At 75.2% G+C, this 16,245-nt stretch carries 16 protein-coding genes; all 16 read left to right on the forward strand.

All coding sequences use genetic code 11. The features are described 5' to 3' along the window. Positions 1-386 precede the first annotated feature (386 nt). The 16 genes from ACZ6O5_RS02620 to hppD all read left to right on the forward strand — a co-directional run bounded on the left by ACZ6O5_RS02620 (position 387) and on the right by hppD (position 16,218). Entirely contained in the window at positions 387-716 is a 330-nt protein-coding gene (locus ACZ6O5_RS02620; protein WP_425786557.1) for a TcmI family type II polyketide cyclase, read from the forward strand. After that, positions 713-2,446, forward strand: a complete 1,734-nt coding sequence (locus ACZ6O5_RS02625; protein WP_465974150.1) for an acetyl-CoA carboxylase carboxyltransferase subunit alpha — start codon at positions 713-715, stop codon at positions 2,444-2,446. The genes ACZ6O5_RS02620 and ACZ6O5_RS02625 overlap by 4 nt, the downstream gene beginning before the upstream one ends. Further along, positions 2,371-2,925: an acetyl-CoA carboxylase biotin carboxyl carrier protein gene (gene accB / locus ACZ6O5_RS02630; RefSeq protein WP_465974325.1), complete on the forward strand. Its 555-nt coding sequence runs from the start codon at positions 2,371-2,373 to the stop codon at positions 2,923-2,925. Before ACZ6O5_RS02625 ends, accB begins: the two co-directional genes overlap by 76 nt. Beyond that, positions 2,925-4,409, forward strand: coding sequence for an acetyl-CoA carboxylase biotin carboxylase subunit (locus ACZ6O5_RS02635; protein ID WP_465974151.1), 1,485 nt, complete (start codon positions 2,925-2,927; stop codon positions 4,407-4,409). The genes accB and ACZ6O5_RS02635 overlap by 1 nt, the downstream gene beginning before the upstream one ends. After that, entirely contained in the window at positions 4,406-5,113 is a 708-nt protein-coding gene (locus ACZ6O5_RS02640) for an SRPBCC family protein (protein WP_465974152.1), read from the forward strand. The genes ACZ6O5_RS02635 and ACZ6O5_RS02640 overlap by 4 nt, the downstream gene beginning before the upstream one ends. Beyond that, a complete protein-coding gene (locus ACZ6O5_RS02645; protein ID WP_107160343.1) occupies positions 5,110-5,520 on the forward strand; it encodes a cupin domain-containing protein in 411 nt (136 codons plus the stop codon). The genes ACZ6O5_RS02640 and ACZ6O5_RS02645 overlap by 4 nt, the downstream gene beginning before the upstream one ends. Next, positions 5,517-6,788 (forward strand): beta-ketoacyl-[acyl-carrier-protein] synthase family protein, encoded by a 1,272-nt coding sequence (locus ACZ6O5_RS02650; RefSeq protein ID WP_465974153.1) that lies wholly within the window; start codon positions 5,517-5,519, stop codon positions 6,786-6,788. The genes ACZ6O5_RS02645 and ACZ6O5_RS02650 overlap by 4 nt, the downstream gene beginning before the upstream one ends. Positions 6,789-6,843: 55 nt before the next feature. Continuing rightward, on the forward strand, positions 6,844-8,091 hold the full coding sequence (locus ACZ6O5_RS02655) for a beta-ketoacyl synthase N-terminal-like domain-containing protein (protein WP_465974154.1): 1,248 nt from the start codon (positions 6,844-6,846) through the stop codon (positions 8,089-8,091). Positions 8,092-8,337: 246 nt separating this feature from the next. Next, positions 8,338-9,723 carry a class I adenylate-forming enzyme family protein gene (locus ACZ6O5_RS02660; RefSeq protein WP_465974155.1) on the forward strand — a complete coding sequence of 462 codons (1,386 nt, stop codon included), beginning with the start codon at positions 8,338-8,340 and terminating at the stop codon, positions 9,721-9,723. Between the two features lie 206 nt (positions 9,724-9,929). Continuing rightward, entirely contained in the window at positions 9,930-10,193 is a 264-nt protein-coding gene (locus tag ACZ6O5_RS02665) for an acyl carrier protein (protein ID WP_107160335.1), read from the forward strand. Further along, a complete protein-coding gene (locus tag ACZ6O5_RS02670) occupies positions 10,193-10,438 on the forward strand; it encodes a hypothetical protein (RefSeq protein ID WP_107160333.1) in 246 nt (81 codons plus the stop codon). The genes ACZ6O5_RS02665 and ACZ6O5_RS02670 overlap by 1 nt, the downstream gene beginning before the upstream one ends. Next, a complete protein-coding gene (locus ACZ6O5_RS02675; RefSeq protein ID WP_465974156.1) occupies positions 10,431-11,603 on the forward strand; it encodes a beta-ketoacyl-[acyl-carrier-protein] synthase family protein in 1,173 nt (390 codons plus the stop codon). Before ACZ6O5_RS02670 ends, ACZ6O5_RS02675 begins: the two co-directional genes overlap by 8 nt. Positions 11,604-11,707: 104 nt before the next feature. After that, positions 11,708-12,202 carry a beta-ketoacyl synthase chain length factor gene (locus ACZ6O5_RS02680; protein ID WP_465974157.1) on the forward strand — a complete coding sequence of 165 codons (495 nt, stop codon included), beginning with the start codon at positions 11,708-11,710 and terminating at the stop codon, positions 12,200-12,202. After that, positions 12,199-13,818, forward strand: coding sequence for a class I adenylate-forming enzyme family protein (locus tag ACZ6O5_RS02685; protein ID WP_465974158.1), 1,620 nt, complete (start codon positions 12,199-12,201; stop codon positions 13,816-13,818). The genes ACZ6O5_RS02680 and ACZ6O5_RS02685 overlap by 4 nt, the downstream gene beginning before the upstream one ends. After that, on the forward strand, positions 13,815-15,056 hold the full coding sequence (locus ACZ6O5_RS02690) for a beta-ketoacyl-[acyl-carrier-protein] synthase family protein (RefSeq protein WP_281941741.1): 1,242 nt from the start codon (positions 13,815-13,817) through the stop codon (positions 15,054-15,056). Before ACZ6O5_RS02685 ends, ACZ6O5_RS02690 begins: the two co-directional genes overlap by 4 nt. Before the next feature lie 64 nt (positions 15,057-15,120). Next, positions 15,121-16,218 carry a 4-hydroxyphenylpyruvate dioxygenase gene (hppD, locus tag ACZ6O5_RS02695; protein WP_465974159.1) on the forward strand — a complete coding sequence of 366 codons (1,098 nt, stop codon included), beginning with the start codon at positions 15,121-15,123 and terminating at the stop codon, positions 16,216-16,218. Positions 16,219-16,245 lie beyond the last annotated feature (27 nt).

Genomic DNA, 16,245 nt, shown 5'->3' on the forward strand with positions numbered 1-16,245 from the left:
CCCGACCGTCCTGTCTGCCCGGATCTTTCCGCCCGCGACGCCGTTGTCGGAACGCCTCCGCCGCGGTCGCCGGACGTGTGCCGTGGCCGGGTCGACCAGAACCGAGAATATCAACGTCTGTTACTCTGAGTCAACGGCCGATGACTTCGTTGACCCTCCGTAACGTATTCGTAAGTGCCCCGTGATCTGCGAATAAGTGTCGTCAATGGACGAGCCTCAGGTGATCTTCGCATAGCTGACGCACAGGTTGCGTCAACGCAGCGTCACCATTTTTGCGGTCCTATCGAGCCCGGTTGACGCCCGGTTGACGGCCCGGGCGGCACCGTGGGCCATCCGTGCGGCGTGACCGGTCCGCCGCGCACCGGACCCACGCAGGGAGGCCGCGCATGGACCGCTCGCTCATCGTCGCGAAGGTGGTGCCCACCGCCGAGGACCGGGTCGCCGAGATCTTCGCCGAGTCCGACGCGACCGACCTGCCCGGCCTGGTCGGCGTGCGGCACCGGTCCCTCTACCGGCTGCACGACCTCTACGTGCACCTGCTGGAGACGGAGACGCCGGCGCACAGCGCGGTGGAGGACGCCCGCGGACATCCCGAGTTCGTCCGGATCAGCGAGCGGCTGCGGCCGTACATCTCGCCGTACCTGCCGACCTGGCGTTCGCCCCGCGACGCCATGGCGCACTGCTTCTACCGGTACGACGCCGGGCGGCGGCCGTGACCACCACCGCGCCCCGCGACGAGCAGCTCTGGTCCCGCTGCGACGGTTGCGCCTCGCTGCTCTACCGCAAGCGGCTGCGCCGGAACCTGGACGTCTGCCCGGAGTGTGGCACGCACACGCGGCTGGACGCCCCGGACCGGGTGGCGCAGCTCGTCGACCCGGACTCGTTCGTCCCGCTGCCGGACCGGGCGGTCCGGGTCGACCCGATCGACTTCGTCGACGCGCTGCCGTACCCGCACCGGCTCGGCGCGGCCCGCGCCGGCACCGGCCTGGACGAGGCCGTGCTCTGCGGCACCGCGCGGCTGGGCGGGCATCCGGTGGCGCTGGCCGTGATGGACTTCCGCTTCCTCGGCGGCAGCCTCGGCTGCGCGGTCGGTGAGCTGATCACCCGGACCGCCGAGCGGGCGCTCGCCGACGGCGTCCCGCTGGTGCTGGTCACCGCGTCCGGCGGGGCGCGGATGCAGGAGGGCGCGCTGTCGCTGATGCAGATGGCCACCGTCAGCCAGGCCCTCGCCGGGCTGCGCGAGGCGGGCCTGCTGACCGTCAGCGTGGTCACCGATCCCACGTACGGCGGGGTGGCCGCGTCGTTCGCCACCAACACCGACGTGGTGCTCGCGGAGAGCGGCGCCCGGCTGGGCTTCGCCGGCCCCCGGGTGATCCGCCAGGTCACCGGCGCCGTGCTGCCCGAGGGTTTCCAGACCGCGGAGTACCTGCTCCGGCACGGGCAGGTCGACATGGTGGTGCCCCGGCACGCGCTGCGGGGGCGGCTGGCCGCGTTGCTCGCCGCCGCCGGGGCCGCCCGCCGGCCCACCCCGCCGGCACCGCGACCGGCCGCCGCCGGGGCGCCCGCCGTCGCCCGGCCGGCCCGCGACCCCTGGGAGACGGTACGCACCGCCCGGCACCCCGGCCGGCCGACCACGCTCGACTACCTGGAGACCGCGTTCGACGGCTTCGTCGAGCTGCACGGCGACCGGCTGGGCGCGGACTGTCCGGCGGTCGTCGGCGGCGTCGCCCGGCTCGACGGCCGGCCGGTGATGGTGATCGGCCACCAGAAGGGACACACCACCGCCGAGCTGGTGGCCCGGAACTTCGGCATGGCCAGTCCGGCCGGGCACCGCAAGGCGCTGCGGCTGATGCGCCTCGCGGCCCGGCTGCGGCTGCCCGTGGTGACGCTCGTGGACACGCCCGGCGCGGACCCGGGGGTGGCCGCCGAGCAGCAGGGTCAGGCCGCGGCGATCGCGGAGAACATCCTCGCGCTGAGCGTGCTGCCCACCCCGGTCGTCGCGGTGGTCACCGGTGAGGGTGGCAGCGGCGGCGCGCTGGCCCTCGCCGTCGCCGACCGGGTGCTCATGCTGGAGCACGCCGTCTACTCGGTGATCAGCCCCGAGGGCTGCGCCGCGATCCTCTGGCCGGACAGCGCCGCCGCCCCACAGGCCGCCCGGGCGCTGCGGCTCACCGGCGCCGACCTGTGCCGGCTCGGCGTGGTCGACGAACTGGTGCCGGAGCCGTACCCGGCCGCGCACGGCGACCCGGCGGGCGCCGCCGACCTGCTGCGCCGGGCGGTCGCGGCGAACCTGGCCCCGCTGCTCACGGTGCCGCCGGCCACGCTGGTACGCCGCCGTCGGCAGCGGTTCCGCCGCTTCGGCGCGGCGCGATCCGTGTCCCCGTCGGCCCGCGCCACGACGCCGCCGCGTCGCGCCGCCGTCGACGACCGGCCGGAGGTGGCGTGATGGCGGACGCCGGGGCCGAGCAGGTGCTGGACGGGCTGCGCCGGCAGGCCCGCAAACTCGTCGACGACCTGGCCGGGCCGGTCCGCCGGGTACGGCTGCGCAGCGGCGACGCGGCGCTGGAGGTGGAGTGGCACGACCCCGTGCCGCCGACGCCGCGTACCGGCGGGGAACCGGCCGGTGAGCCGGTGTCGCGGCCCGTCGCGCAGGTGACGCCCGATGCCGACCGGACGACCGTGCGGGCGCCCGTGGTGGGCACGTTCTACCGCGCCCCCGAGCCCGGCGCGGCGCCGTTCGTCGCGGTCGGCGACCTGGTCCGGCCGGGTCAGGTGATCGGCATCGTGGAGGCGATGAAGCTGATGAACGAGGTGACCGCCGGTCAGGCCGGCCGGGTGGTCGAGGTGCTCGTCCCCGACGGCAAGCCGGTCGAGTACGACCAGCCGCTGATCGTCCTCGACCCCGACCCCGGTCAGGACGCCTGATGTTCGACAAGGTGCTGATCGCCAACCGCGGCGAGATCGCGCTACGGGTGCTGCGGGCCTGCCGGGAGCTGGGCGTCCGCACGGTGGTGGCGCACTCCAGCGCGGACGCCGACTCGCTGCCGGTGCGGCTGGCCGACGAGGCGGTCCGGATCGGGCCGGCGGCCAGCCGTCGCAGCTACCTCAACGCCGCGGCGATCGTCGAGGCGGCCCGACAGACCGGCGCGCAGGCCGTCCACCCCGGTTACGGCTTCCTCTCCGAGGACGCCGACTTCGCCGAGATCTGCGCGGAGAACGGGCTGGTCTTCGTCGGTCCGCCGCCGCAGGTGATGGCCGCGCTGGCGGACAAGTCCACCGCCCGCGCGCTGATGAGCCGGGCCGGCCTGCCGCTGCCGCCGGGCAGCGTGCGGACGCTGCCGACCGTCGCCGAGGCGCAGGCGGTGGCCGCCGAGGTCGGCTACCCGGTGATCGTGAAGGCCGCGGCCGGCGGCGGCGGACGCGGCATGACCGTGGTGCGCTCCGCCGCCGAGCTGCCCCGGGCGTACGCCCGAACCCGCGCCGCCGCGCAGGTCGCCTTCGGCGACGACCGGGTGTACGTCGAGCGCTACCTCGCCGACGCCCGCCACGTCGAGGTGCAGGTGCTCTGCGACAACCACGGCAACGGCGTGCACCTGGGCACCCGGGACTGCTCGGTGCAGCGCCGGCACCAGAAGCTCGTCGAGGAGGCGCCGGCGCCCGCGCTGCGGCCGGCCACCCTGGACACGCTCGCCGAGGTCGCGCTGCGCGGCGCGCTGTCGGTCGGCTTCACCGGCGCCGGCACCGTCGAGTTCCTGGTGGACGACGCGGAACGCGCGCACTTCCTGGAGATCAACTGCCGGATCCAGGTGGAGCACCCGGTCACCGAGATGGTCACCGGCGTCGACCTGGTGCAGGAGCAGTTGCACGTGGCCGCCGGCACGCCGCTGCGGCTGCGGCAGTCCGACGTGCGGCTGCGCGGGGTGGCGATCGAGTGCCGGGTCAACGTGGAGGACCCGGACCGCGACTTCGCGCCCGCCCCCGGCCGGCTGGAGCGGTTCCGCCCGCCCGGCGGCCCGTTCACCCGGGTCGACACGCACGGCTACGCCGGCTACCTGGTCAGCCCGCACTACGACTCGCTGCTGGCCAAGGTGGTGGTCTGGGCGCCGGACCGGGTCGCCGCGCTGGACCGGCTCGACCGCGCGCTGGCCGAGTTCGACGTGGCCGGACCCGGCGTGCGGACCACCATCCCGTTCGCCCGGCGGGTGCTGCGCGACCCGGCGTTCCGGGCCGCCCGGCACACCACCGCGCTGGTCGAGCGCCTGCTCACCCCGGGCGACGCCGGCACCGACACCGACCACGCCGACCATGCCGCCGGGCCCGACCCGCGCGCCGGAACCGACCCGACCGGCCGTACCCCCGTTCCCGCCGTTCCCGCCACCGCCCCGACCACCACCTGGAGGAACCCATGACCGTCGCCCCCGACCGACCGCTCGCCAGCGAGATCACCGACATCCTGGTGACCCACTGCGGCCTGGACCCCGACGTTGCCGCCACCACCCCGGCGGCGAGCCTGGAGGAGCTGGGCATGGACTCGCTGGCGCTGCTCGAACTCGCCGCGGTGGTGGCCGACCGGTGGCGGGTGAAGATCCCCGAGCAGGCCGGCGAACTCAGCATCGCCGGCGTCGCCGACCTGGTGGCCGGCCGCGCGGACCCACCGGGGCACACCGCGAACGCGGTGGACATCCGCGCGCCGCTGCCGCTGGTCTGGGACATCACCAACGACGTGGCCCGGTGGACCGAGCTGTTCACCGAGTACGCGGTGGCCGAGATCCTGCACCGCGACGGCGACACGGTCCGCTTCCGGCTCACCATGCACCCGGACGAGAACGGCGTGGCGTGGAGCTGGGTCAGCGAACGCACCGCCGACCCGGCCACCCGCGAGGTGCACGCCCGGCGGGTGGAGACCGGTCCGTTCGAGTACATGCGCATCCACTGGCGCTACGAGGAGATCCCCGGCGGCACCCGGATGACCTGGACGCAGGACTTCGCCATGAAGCCCACCGCGCCGGTCGACAACGCCGGCATGACCGCGCGGATCAACACCAACAGCGCGATCCAGCTCGCCGTGATCAAGGACAGGATCGAGCGGGCGTACGCGGGAGGCGCGCGATGACCGACACCACCACCGCCCGGGTCTCCGTCCACGACGTCCCCGCCGACCGGCGGCGCGGCGGTGAGCTGCGGGTGCTGCTCGGCCCGAAGACCGTCGGCAGCACTTCCGGGTTCATGGGGGTGGCCGCGCTCGCGCCGGGGGAGCGGATCGCCGAGCACTACCACCCGTACAGCGAGGAGTTCCTCTACGTGGCGCGCGGCGCGATCACCGTCGACCTGGACGACCAGCCGGTCCCGGTGGCCGCCGGGGAGGCGCTGTACGTGCCGAAGGACGTCCGGCACCGGCTGCGCAACACCGGCGACGAGCCGGCCGAGGTGGTCTTCCACCTCGGTCCGCTCGCGCCCCGCCCGGAACTCGGGCACGTCGACACCGAGAGCGCCGCCCCACCGCCACGGGAGCCGTCGTGACCGGCCGGCGCACCGTGGTCACCGGCGTCGGCGTGGTGGCCCCCGGCGGCGCCACCCGGGACCGGTTCTGGAAGACCATCACCGAGGGGCGGACGGCCACCCGGCGGATCAGCTTCTTCGACCCGTCGCCGTTCCGCTCGCAGATCGCCGCCGAGTGCGACTTCGACCCCGACGCGGCCGGCATCACGCTCGCCGAGCGGCAACGCGCCGACCGGTACGTGCAGTTCGCGCTCGCCTGCTCCGCCGAGGCGCTCGCGGACAGCGGGCTGACGCTCACCGACGCCGAGCGGGAGCGGGCCGGCGTGGTGCTCGGCACCGCCGTCGGCGGGACCATGGCGCTGGAGCAGGAGTACGTCCGGGTCAGCGACTCCGGCCGGCACTGGCTGGTCGACCACGCGCTCGGCGGGCCGTACCTCTACCAGGCGCTGGTGCCCAGCAGCCTGGCCGCGGACGTGGCCTGCCGGCACGGCCTGCACGGCCCGGCCCAGGTGGTCTCCACCGGGTGCACCTCCGGCATCGACGCGATCGGGTACGCCCACCAGCTCGTCGCCGACGGCGAGGCCGACATCGTGCTGGCCGGCGCGGCCGACTCGCCGATCTCCCCGGTCACCGTGGCCTCGTTCGACGCGATCGGCGCGACCAGCCCGGACAACGACGACCCGGAGCACGCGTCCCGGCCGTTCGACGCCGACCGGCACGGCTTCGTGCTGGCCGAGGGCGCGGCCGTGCTGGTGCTGGAGGAGGCCGGACACGCCCGCCGCCGGGGCGCGCACGTCTACTGCGAGGTGGCCGGCTACGCCAGCCGCAGCAACGGCTTCCACATGACCGGCCTGCGCCCGGACGGCGCGGAGATGGCGGTCGCCATCACCGACGCGCTGCGCCAGGCCCGGCTCGCCCCGTCGGCCGTGTCGTACGTCAGCGCGCACGGCTCCGGCACCCGGCAGAACGACAGGCACGAGACCGCCGCGTTCAAGCGGGCGCTCGGCCCGGCCGCGTACCGGGTGCCGATCAGCTCGATCAAGTCGATGGTGGGGCACTCGCTCGGCGCGATCGGCTCGATCGAGATGGCCGCCTGCGCCATGGCCATCGAGTACGGCGTCGTTCCGCCCACCGCCAACTGGACCACCCGCGACCCGGAGTGCGACCTGGACTACGTGCCGAACGAGGCCCGCGAGGTGCCGGTGGACGTGGCGCTCTCGGTGGGCAGCGGGTTCGGCGGCTTCCAGTCCGCGATGGTGTTCCGCCGGCTCGCGGTGACGGCACCGTGAGCGCGAGGAGTGAGCCGGGTTTGCGAGCCCCGCAGTCGCGAACAAGGATACAATCGTGACGGCCCGGGCGGTGGTGACCGGCATCGGCGTGGTCGCGCCCAGCGGGGTCGGCGCGGACGCGCACTGGGCCACCGTGCTCGCCGGCACCCGGCGCACCGGCCCGATCACGCTGTTCGACCCGGCCGGCTATCCGACCCGGGTGGCCGGCGAGGTGGCCGACTTCGACCCGGCCGGGTTCGTCGGGACCCGGGCGCGGGTGCAGACCGACAGGTGGACGCACCTCGGGTTCGCCGCCACCGGGCTGGCGCTGGCCGACGCCGGGCTGCCGGAGGTCTCGCCCGACCCGTACCGCTGGGCGGTGACGCTGGCCAGCTCGTCCGGCGGCAACCTGTTCGGGCAGCGGGAGCTGCAACGGCTCTGGGGCGGGGCGACCCGCACCGTCGGGGCGTACCAGTCGATCGCCTGGTTCTACGCCGCGAGCGTGGGGCAACTGTCCATCCGTCACCAGTTCAAGGGGCCGTCCGGCGTCACCGTCTCCGAGTCGGCCGGTGGGCTGGACAGCCTGGCGCACGCGGTACGCACCGTCCGGCGCGGCACGCCGGTGGTGATCGCCGGCGCGACCGAGTGCCCGCTGAGCCCGTACGCGCTGGCCTGCCAGCTCCGTTCCGGCCTGCTCAGCGACGTCGCCGACCCGGCACGCGCGTACCGGCCGTTCGACGCCGCGGCGAGCGGGTACGTGCCGGCCGAGGGCGGCGCGGTGTTCGTGGTGGAGGAGTTGGGGCACGCGCTGGACCGGGGCGCCCGGATCTACGGGGAGATCACCGGCTGGGCGGCCACCCACGACGCCACCCCCACCGACGTGGCGGCCGGCCCCGACCCGACCCACTACGCCCGTGCGCTGCGGCTGGCCCTGGAGCGGGCCGCGGTCCGGCCGCACGACGTGGACGTGATCTGGCCGGACGCGCTCGGGGTGCCGGCGTACGACCGGGCCGAGGCGAGCGCGCTGCGTGCCGTGTTCGGCGACCGGACCCCGCCGGTGACCACGCAGAAGCCGCTGACCGGCCGGGCCCACCAGGGCGGGTCGGCGTTGGACGCGGCGACCGCGTTGCTGGCGTTCTCCCGTGGTGTGCTGCCCGCCTGGGCCGGGCCGGACGAGCCCGCGCCCGGGTGCGAGCTGACGTACCTGCGGGAGCCGCGCCGGCCGCGCAGCCGGATCGCGCTGGTCGGGGCGCGCGGCTTCGACGGGTTCAACAGCGCGCTGGTGCTGCGCGGCGCCGCGCCGCCACCCACCGTCGACCGCTGACCCGCCCTCCCCCGGGGGCGCCGGTGGTCGCGCACGGCGACGCGGCCGGCGGGCCACTGTGCCGGCGTGCGCCCGATCCTGCCTGTCCGATCGAGCCTGAGCAATCCACCCAGCCGCTGTTTTGGATCTAGCCATTTGCATCTGGTGATGCCGAGAAGGCCCTCGTAGTGTTCCGGGCAGCGAACGCGAAGGGCATTCTTCTCGGGCGGGATCCCCGCCCATTTTCAGGCTGGGCGGTGGCGGGTCGTGACCGGGGCGCAAGATGCCGTATCGACGGCGGGCTGGGTGGACGACATCCTGCTCGCCGGGCGCGACAGCGACGTCTGTCTCCGCCTGCCCGACCCGGTCGACCGGGGCACGTTGCGCCGGCTGGTCGGCGAGGCACAGGCCCGGCTGACCGGGGCCGGGCTGCGCGCCGGCGGCGCGGCGGCGCTGCGCCTGCCCCCGTCGCTGGCGTACGTGGCGCACCTGCTGGCCACCTGGCGTACCGGCGCCCAGGCGGTGCTGCTCGACCACCGGCTCACCGACCACGAGGTCGACCGGGCGCTGCGCCGGCTCACCCCGCAGGTGGTGGTCGCGCCGGTGCGCTCCGGTGGTGGCGCGCTGCGGGTCTTCGTCGACGTCGACGCCGGCGTCACCGCGTACTCCGACCGTCCGGCCGGCAGCCCGCACGCGGTCATCCAGCTCAGCTCCGGCTCCACCGGCCCGTCCAAGGTGATCGGCCGCACCGCCGCCGACCTGGTCGCCGAGGTGCGTCGCTACACCGAGATCGACGGGGTGGCGCGGCCCGGCGAGCGCATCATCCTGCTGCCCAGCATGGTGCACGTGCTCGGCCTGGTCGGTGGCCTGCTCTACGGCCTGCACGCCGGCGTCGAGCTGTGCCCGCCGGAACGGCTCAGCGGCGACGCCGTGCTCGCCGCGATCGCCGCCCAGGACACCCCGGCCACCGTGCTCGGCGTGCCGTTCCACATCGGGCTGCTCGCCTCCACCGTGCCCTCCGGCCCGCTGCCCCAGTTCGCGCGCATGACCACCGGCGGTGAGCTGGTGCCCGCCGCGGTGGCCCGCGCCTTCACCGACCGCTACGGCGTCCCGCTGGGCAACATGTACGGGATGACCGAGGTCGGCGTCATCGGCACCGACCTGTACGGGCGGAACCGTCCCGCCATCGCGCCGGCCCCGGGCATCCGGGTCCGGGAGCAGGACGGCGAGCTGTGGGTGAGCTGCCCGGCGAACCCGTACGTCGGGCTCGCCGACCCGACCCGCTGGGCCGACGGCTGGCTGCACACCCGCGACGCCGGCGTGGTCGACCCGGAGACCGGGCTGGTGACGATCCGGGGCCGGCTCGACTCGCAGGTGTCGGTGGGTGGCCTGAAGGTCGACCTGACCGAGGTGGAGGCCACCGTCGCCGGCCTGCCCGGGGTGACCGCCGCGGTGGTGGTCTGGGACGACGGGATCAGCGCCTACGTGCAGACCGACGGCGCGACGACCGAGGAGACGTTGGACCACCTGATCGCCGAGCGGCTGGCCGGCTTCAAACGGCCCCGCACGCTGCACCTGCTCGACCAGTTGCCCCGCACCACCACCGGCAAGCTGGTCCGCTCCGCCCCGGCGCTGCGGGACGCGGTCCCGTGACCGGCCCGCCGCGCGAGCACCACCGGGCGTCCGCCGGCCGCCCGGCCCACCCCGATCCCCGCCCCGGACCGGCCGGCGCGCCACCCGTGCGCCGGAGCAGCCGCCGCGTCAGCTCCCGCTGGACGCCGGCGGACCGGCCGGCCCATCCGGACACGGTGTCCCGACCGGGCACCGGAAACTGGTTACCCCGAAATGAGGTCCCACCCATGCGCGACGAGGTCCGCACCTTCGTCATCGACCAGCTCGCCGACATGAACTACGACGTCGAGGACCTCGACGACGGCACCACCCTCGGCCCCTCCGGCGTCGACCTGGAGTCGCTGGCGCTGGCCGACCTCGCCGTCCGGGTCGAGGACCGGTACGGGTTGAAGTTCGCCGACGACGAGTCGGAGAAGCTGGCCCTGATGACGGTCGGCGAGTTCACCACCATGGTCGCCGACCGGGCGGCTGCGAACAGCGACAACTCCTGATGTCCGGTCAGCCCGACCTGGGGCGAGCTGACCTGGTGCAGATGCTCGCCGAACTGACCGCGAAGCCCACCGACCAGGTCCCGGACCGGCTCGGCTCGATGGAACTGGCCTGGCTGGTGCACCTCGTCGAGCAGCGGTTCGACCGCCGGCTGGACCTGACCGACGACCAGGTCGCCGGCGTCCGCACCGTCGACGACGCGTTGACCGTGTTCCGCGCCTCGCTGACCGCTCCCGCAGATGGCTGAGCGGGGCCCCGTACGGATCATCGGCATGCACGCGGTCAGCGCCCTCGGCAGGGGCGCCGACGCGCTGCTGTCCGGGGTGCTCACCGGCGCCCCGGCGTTCCGCCCGGTGCGCCGCTTCGACACCACCGGCCGACGCGTCACCGTGGCGGCCACGCTGCCGGAGGTCGGCACGCTCGCCGACGAGCTGGCCGACGCGATCGACCGCGCCGGCCGGGCCGCCGGGCTGGACCGGGCCGACCGGGCGGGCACGGCGCTGTTCCTGGCCACCCACGGCGGGCCGCACTCGCTGCCCGTACCCGAGTGGCCGGCGGAACCGTCGGACGTGCCGGGCGCGGCGGACGGCGGGCGGCTCGGGCCGCCGGTGCCGGCGCTCGCCGGTCACCTGGCCGACCGCTGCGGCCTCGGCGGACCCACCCGGGTCTACACCAGCGCCTGCGTCTCGGCGAGCACCGCGGTCGCCGACGCCGCCGCGCTGATCCGGCGCGGCGATCTGGAACGGGTCGTGGTCGCGGCCGGCTACCTGGTCGAACCCGACCAGTACGCGCTCTTCGACGCCGGCCGGGCGCTCGCCGCCGACGGGGCGGTACGCCCGTTCAGCGCCGGCCGGAAAGGACTGCTGCTCGGTGACGGGGTGGCCGCCGTGGTGCTGGAGTCGGCCGACGTCGCCGCCCGACGGGGCGCGTCGACGCTGGCCACGGTGGCCGGTTGGGGCCGCGCCGGGGACGCTTACCACGCCTGCCAGCCGCACCCGGGCGGGCTCGGGCTGGCCCGGGCGGTCGAGTCGGCGCTGCGCCGTGCCGGGCTGCCCCCGGGCGAGGTCGGCTACGTCAACGCCAACGCCACCGGCACCCCGTTCAGCGACGCCTCGGAGGCGGCGGCGCTGGTCCGGGTCTTCGGCGACCTGGCCGGGCGGCTGCCGGTCAGCGCCACCAAGTCGGTGCACGGGCACGCGTTGGAGGCGTCCGGGCTGCTCGAACTGGTGGTCACCGTGCTGGCGTTGGGGCGCGGCAAGCTGCCGCCCACCGCCGGCTGGCTGGCCCCGGACCCGGACTGCCCGCTCGACGTCATCCGCGACGCCCCCCGACCCGCCCCGACCCCGTACGCGCTGACCCTCAACGCCGCCTTCGGCGGCGCCAACACCGCCCTCCTGGTGGGTGCCCCGTGACCGCCCCGACCCACCCCACCCCGCGATCTTGCACTTCCCGCCCCGACAAGACGGGCACAACGCCCGGCCAGGGGGCACCAACTGCAAGATCAACGAGGTGGGGGGTGCTGGCCGAGGCGCGCTGGCCGGAGGACGGGGACGACGGGGTGCCGCCGGGGGTGCCGGGGTTCGTGTTCTCGGCGTTCCATCCGCTGGTGGTGGCCGTCGCCGAGCGGTGCCTCACCCGACGGTACGGCGCCGGGCCGTTGCCGGCCGACAACCGGACGGCGGTGGTGCTAACCAGCGCCGGCGGCGACGCGGCCGGGGCGGCGCACGTGCGGGAGACGGTGGCCGGCGGGGGGCGGGTCGGCCCCTTGTTCTTCTTCCAGTCGGTGCCGAACAGCGTGGCCGGGCACGTGGCGGCGCGCTGGGGACTGGACGGGCCGGTGGTGTGCCTGAGCCCGACCGGGGACCCGCGGGCCGAGGGTGAGGCCGAGGTGGACCTGCTGTGCCACGACGGCGACGCCGCACAGGCGTTGCTGATCCTGATCGAACCGGCACCGGACGGAGCGCCGGGCGAGGCGACCGCGGTGCTGCTGGGGGAGGAGACACGTCAATGACGACGAAAGGTCTACGCGGCGCGCTTGCCGCCGACACCGAACTGGGCGCGGGCAACGTGCTCGCCCGGGTGCTGGCCCACGGCGCCGACCCGGACGGGCCGGGGCTCACCTTCGACACCGCTGTCGACGGCCACCCGGCCGAGACCCCGCTGACCCTGGGCGAACTCGACCGGATGGTCACCGCCCGGGCGGCCTGGCTGCACGAACGCGGCGTGCAGCCGCGCGACCCGGTCGCGGTCTGGGCCGGCACCGCCGCCGACATGGTGCTGTCGTTCCTGGCGCTGACCCGCCTCGGCGCCATCCCGGCGCTGATGAACGGCCGGCTGCGCCCGGAGATCGCCGCCGAGTACATCCGCCGGCTGCGTGCCGCCGGCGTGCTCGCCGACGCCGACCACGCCGCCGCGCTGGCCGGGCACGACCTGGGCGCCCCGCTGCTCGGTGAGCCGGCGCACGCCGGTGCCGGCGATCCGGCCGCCGCGCCCGCGCACTACCGGCACCACCCCGACGACCCGATCGTCATCACGCACACGTCCGGCACCACCGGCGTGCCGAAGGCGGTGCTGCACTCGCACGCCAGCCTCTTCGCCGCCACCCGGCACCTGCTGTCCATGCCGCAGGCGCAGGGCACCACCCGGATCCTCAATGCGCTGCCCGCCCCGCACACCGCCACCGTGCTCATGGTCAACCAGGCGTTGGGCAACCGCGCCCAGATGTACCTGCTCTCCGAGCAGGGCGGCGAACGGGTGCTCGACGCGATCCAGCGGTGGCGGCCGGACGGCGTCTTCGGCTTCTCGATGACCTGGGCCGAGCTGGCCCGTTTCGACCTGTCCGGCTACGACCTGGACTCGGTGCGGCTGTGGTTCAACACCGGTGACTGCTCGCACGAGCCGCACGTGCGCCGGCTGGTCGCGGTCGGCTCGCGGGACGTGGTGACCCGCGCCGGGGTGACCCGGGTGCCCGGCTCGGTGTTCATCGACGGGTTGGGCTCCAGCGAGATGGGCCACTCGATGTTCCACATCACGCACACCGTGGACACCGACCGCTACGGCCGCTGCGTCGGCCGCCCGTACCGGTTCGCGCGGGTGGCCGTGCTCGACGCCGACGGCAACGAGCTGCCGGCCGGGCAGGTCGGCTGGCTGGGCATCGACTCGCCGTCGCTGTTCCGGGGCTACTGGAACGACTCGGTCACCACCTACCGGTTCCGGCTGCGCGGCTGGTACCTCACCGGCGACCTGGTGTACGCCGACGACGACGGCCGCTACTACCACCTGGACCGTGCGGTCGACTCGGTCGAGGTGGCGGGCGGGAAGCGGTTCTTCACCGCGCTGTCCGAGGAGCGGATCCTCGCCTCCTGCGCCGACGTCACCGACTGCACCGTGGTGATCGTCAAGGAGGCCGACGGGACGGTCACCACCGACGTGCTGCTGGAGCTGGCGGCCGGCGCCGACCCGGCCCAGGACCGCACCGCCGCGATCCGCGCGGCGCTCGGCCCCGACGTGGCCGCCACGCTGCGCCGGGTGGTGCCGGTACGCGCCGAGGACATCCCGGTCACCGTGACCGGCAAGGTGCGCAAGGTGGCGCTGCGCGAGCGCTACCTGACCGAGGCGCCGTCATGACCGCCGTGATCACCGGCATGGGGCTGTTCACGCCGGCCGGTCGCGGCGTCGCGGAGACGTTCGACGCGCTGCTCACCGGCCGCTCCGGCCTGCGCCGGCCCCCCGAGGGGCACCCCGCGCGGGACAGCCTCGAGGTGGCCGGGGTGCTGCCCGACATCGACCCGCGCAGCGTCGCCTCCGGGCCGGAGACGAAGGTGCTCGACCGGGTCGTGCTGCTCGCCCTGCTCACCGCCGCGGAGGCGCTCGCCGACGCCGGCATCGAGGTGGGGCGCGACGTCGACCCGGAGCGGATCGCGGTGATCGTCGGCGGCGTCGGCGGGATGGCCACGTTGGAACGTCAGGTCGTGGCCCGGGCCGAACGCGGCCGCGCGGCGGTCAGCCCGTACCTGCTCACCGGCATCCTGCCGAACATGCCGTCGGCCCGGATCGCCATCGCGCACGGCATCCGCGGCTACAGCTCGTCGGTGGGCACGGCCTGCGCCTCCGGGGCCCAGGCCGTCGCCGACGGGGTACGCCTGATCCGCGCCGACGAGGCCGACGTGGTGGTCTGCGGGGCGAGCGAGGCGCCGCTGTTCGGCACGTTCGCCGACACGTTCGGCAACGCCCGGGCACTGGCGCGCGGCTGGGACGAGCCCACCGAGGCGAGCCGCCCGTTCGACAAGCGGCGCAACGGCTTCGTGCTCGCCGAGGGCGCGGCGCTGCTGGTGCTGGAGCGGGCCGGGCACGCCGCCGCCCGGGGCGTCACCGGGTACGCCGAGGTCGCCGGCTACGGCACCAACACCGACGCGTACCACCCGACCGCGCCGCGGCCGGACGGCGCCGGGGCGGCCGCGTGCATGCGCCGGGCGCTCGCCGCCGGCGGGATCGGGCCGGCGGACGTCGGCTACGTCAACGCGCACGGCACCGGCACCAAACTCGGCGACATCGCCGAGACGACCGCGTTGGCCGACGTGTTCGGCGTCGGCGGCGTGCCGGTCAGCTCCACCAAGGCGCTCACCGGGCACCTGCTCGGCGCGTCCGGCGTGCTGGAGGCCGCGGCCACCGCGCTGGCGCTGCGGCGCGGCCTGCTCCCGCCCACCTACCACCTGGACGACCCGGACCCGGAGTGCGAGGCGGACCACGTCCGCGCCGTGCCCCGGCCCACCCGGACCGACCACGCGCTGTCGAACTCGTTCGGGTTCGGCGGCCAGAACGTCAGCCTGCTGCTGCGCCGGGTCGCCACCCCGGCCGCGGCCTGACCGGAGACTCCATTCCCGGGCGACGAGCCCGGGTCGCCACCACGGGGGGAACAGGGGGAAGCCCATGCACATCAACGGCATAGACCATCTGGAGCTTTACGTGGGGGACGCCCGGCAGGCGGCCTTCTACTTCGACACCGCGGTCGGGTTCCGGCTGCACGGCCAGGGCGGACCGGAGACCGGGCTGGCCGGGCAGCGGTCCCTGCTGCTGGCCCAGGCCGGCATCCGGCTGCTGCTGACCACCGGCCTGTCCGCGGAACACCCGGCCGCCACCTACGTGCACCGGCACGGCGACGGCATCGCCGTGGTCGCGCTCGCGGTCGACGACGCCGCCGGGGCGTACGCGGAGCTGGTGGCCCGCGGCGCGACCGGGGTGACGCCGCCGCGCGCCTACACCGGCGCGGACGCCGAGGTGGTGATCGCCGAGGTCGGCGGCTTCGGCGACGTGCTGCACCGGCTCGTGGAACGGCGCGGGGACCGGAGCGTGTTCCTGCCCGGCGCGATCGAGCCGGTCGCCGCACCGGAGGGCGACGCGCTGCTGGCCGAGGTGGACCACCTGGCGGTCTGCGTGCCGCCCGGGCAGCTCGACGAGACGGTGGCCCACTACGAGAAGGTGTTCGGCTTCGCGCACATCTTCACCGAGCACGTCGAGGTCGGCGGGCAGGCGATGAACTCCAAGGTGGTGCAGAGCCCGTCCGGGCAGGTCACCCTGGTGCTGCTGGAGCCGGACACGGGCGCCCGACCCGGGCAGATCGAGGACTTCCTGCGCTGGCACGCCGGCGCCGGCGTGCAGCACCTGGGGCTGCGCACCGACGACATCGTCGCCACCGTCGGCGCGCTCGCCGGCCGGGGAGTGCGCTTCGCCCGCACGCCCGGCGCCTACTACGACGACCTGGAACAGCGGGTCGGCCGGCTGGACGCGCCGGTGGACCGGCTGCGTGAGCTGAGCATCCTGGTCGACTCCGACCACGACGGCCAGCTCCTGCAGATCTTCACCGAGTCGATGCACGTGCGTCGCACGCTCTTCCTGGAGGTCATCGAGCGGCGCGGGGCGCGCACCTTCGGCAGCGGCAACATCAAGGCGCTCTACGAGGCGAAGGAACGTGAACTGGCCGCGGCGGGGGCGACCCCCGTCGTCGCGGCCGGAGGGGTGACGGCATGAGTGAACGCACCGAGCGAAGCGAGGGCC

The sequence above is a fragment of the Micromonospora sp. NPDC049201 genome (genome assembly GCF_055586805.1).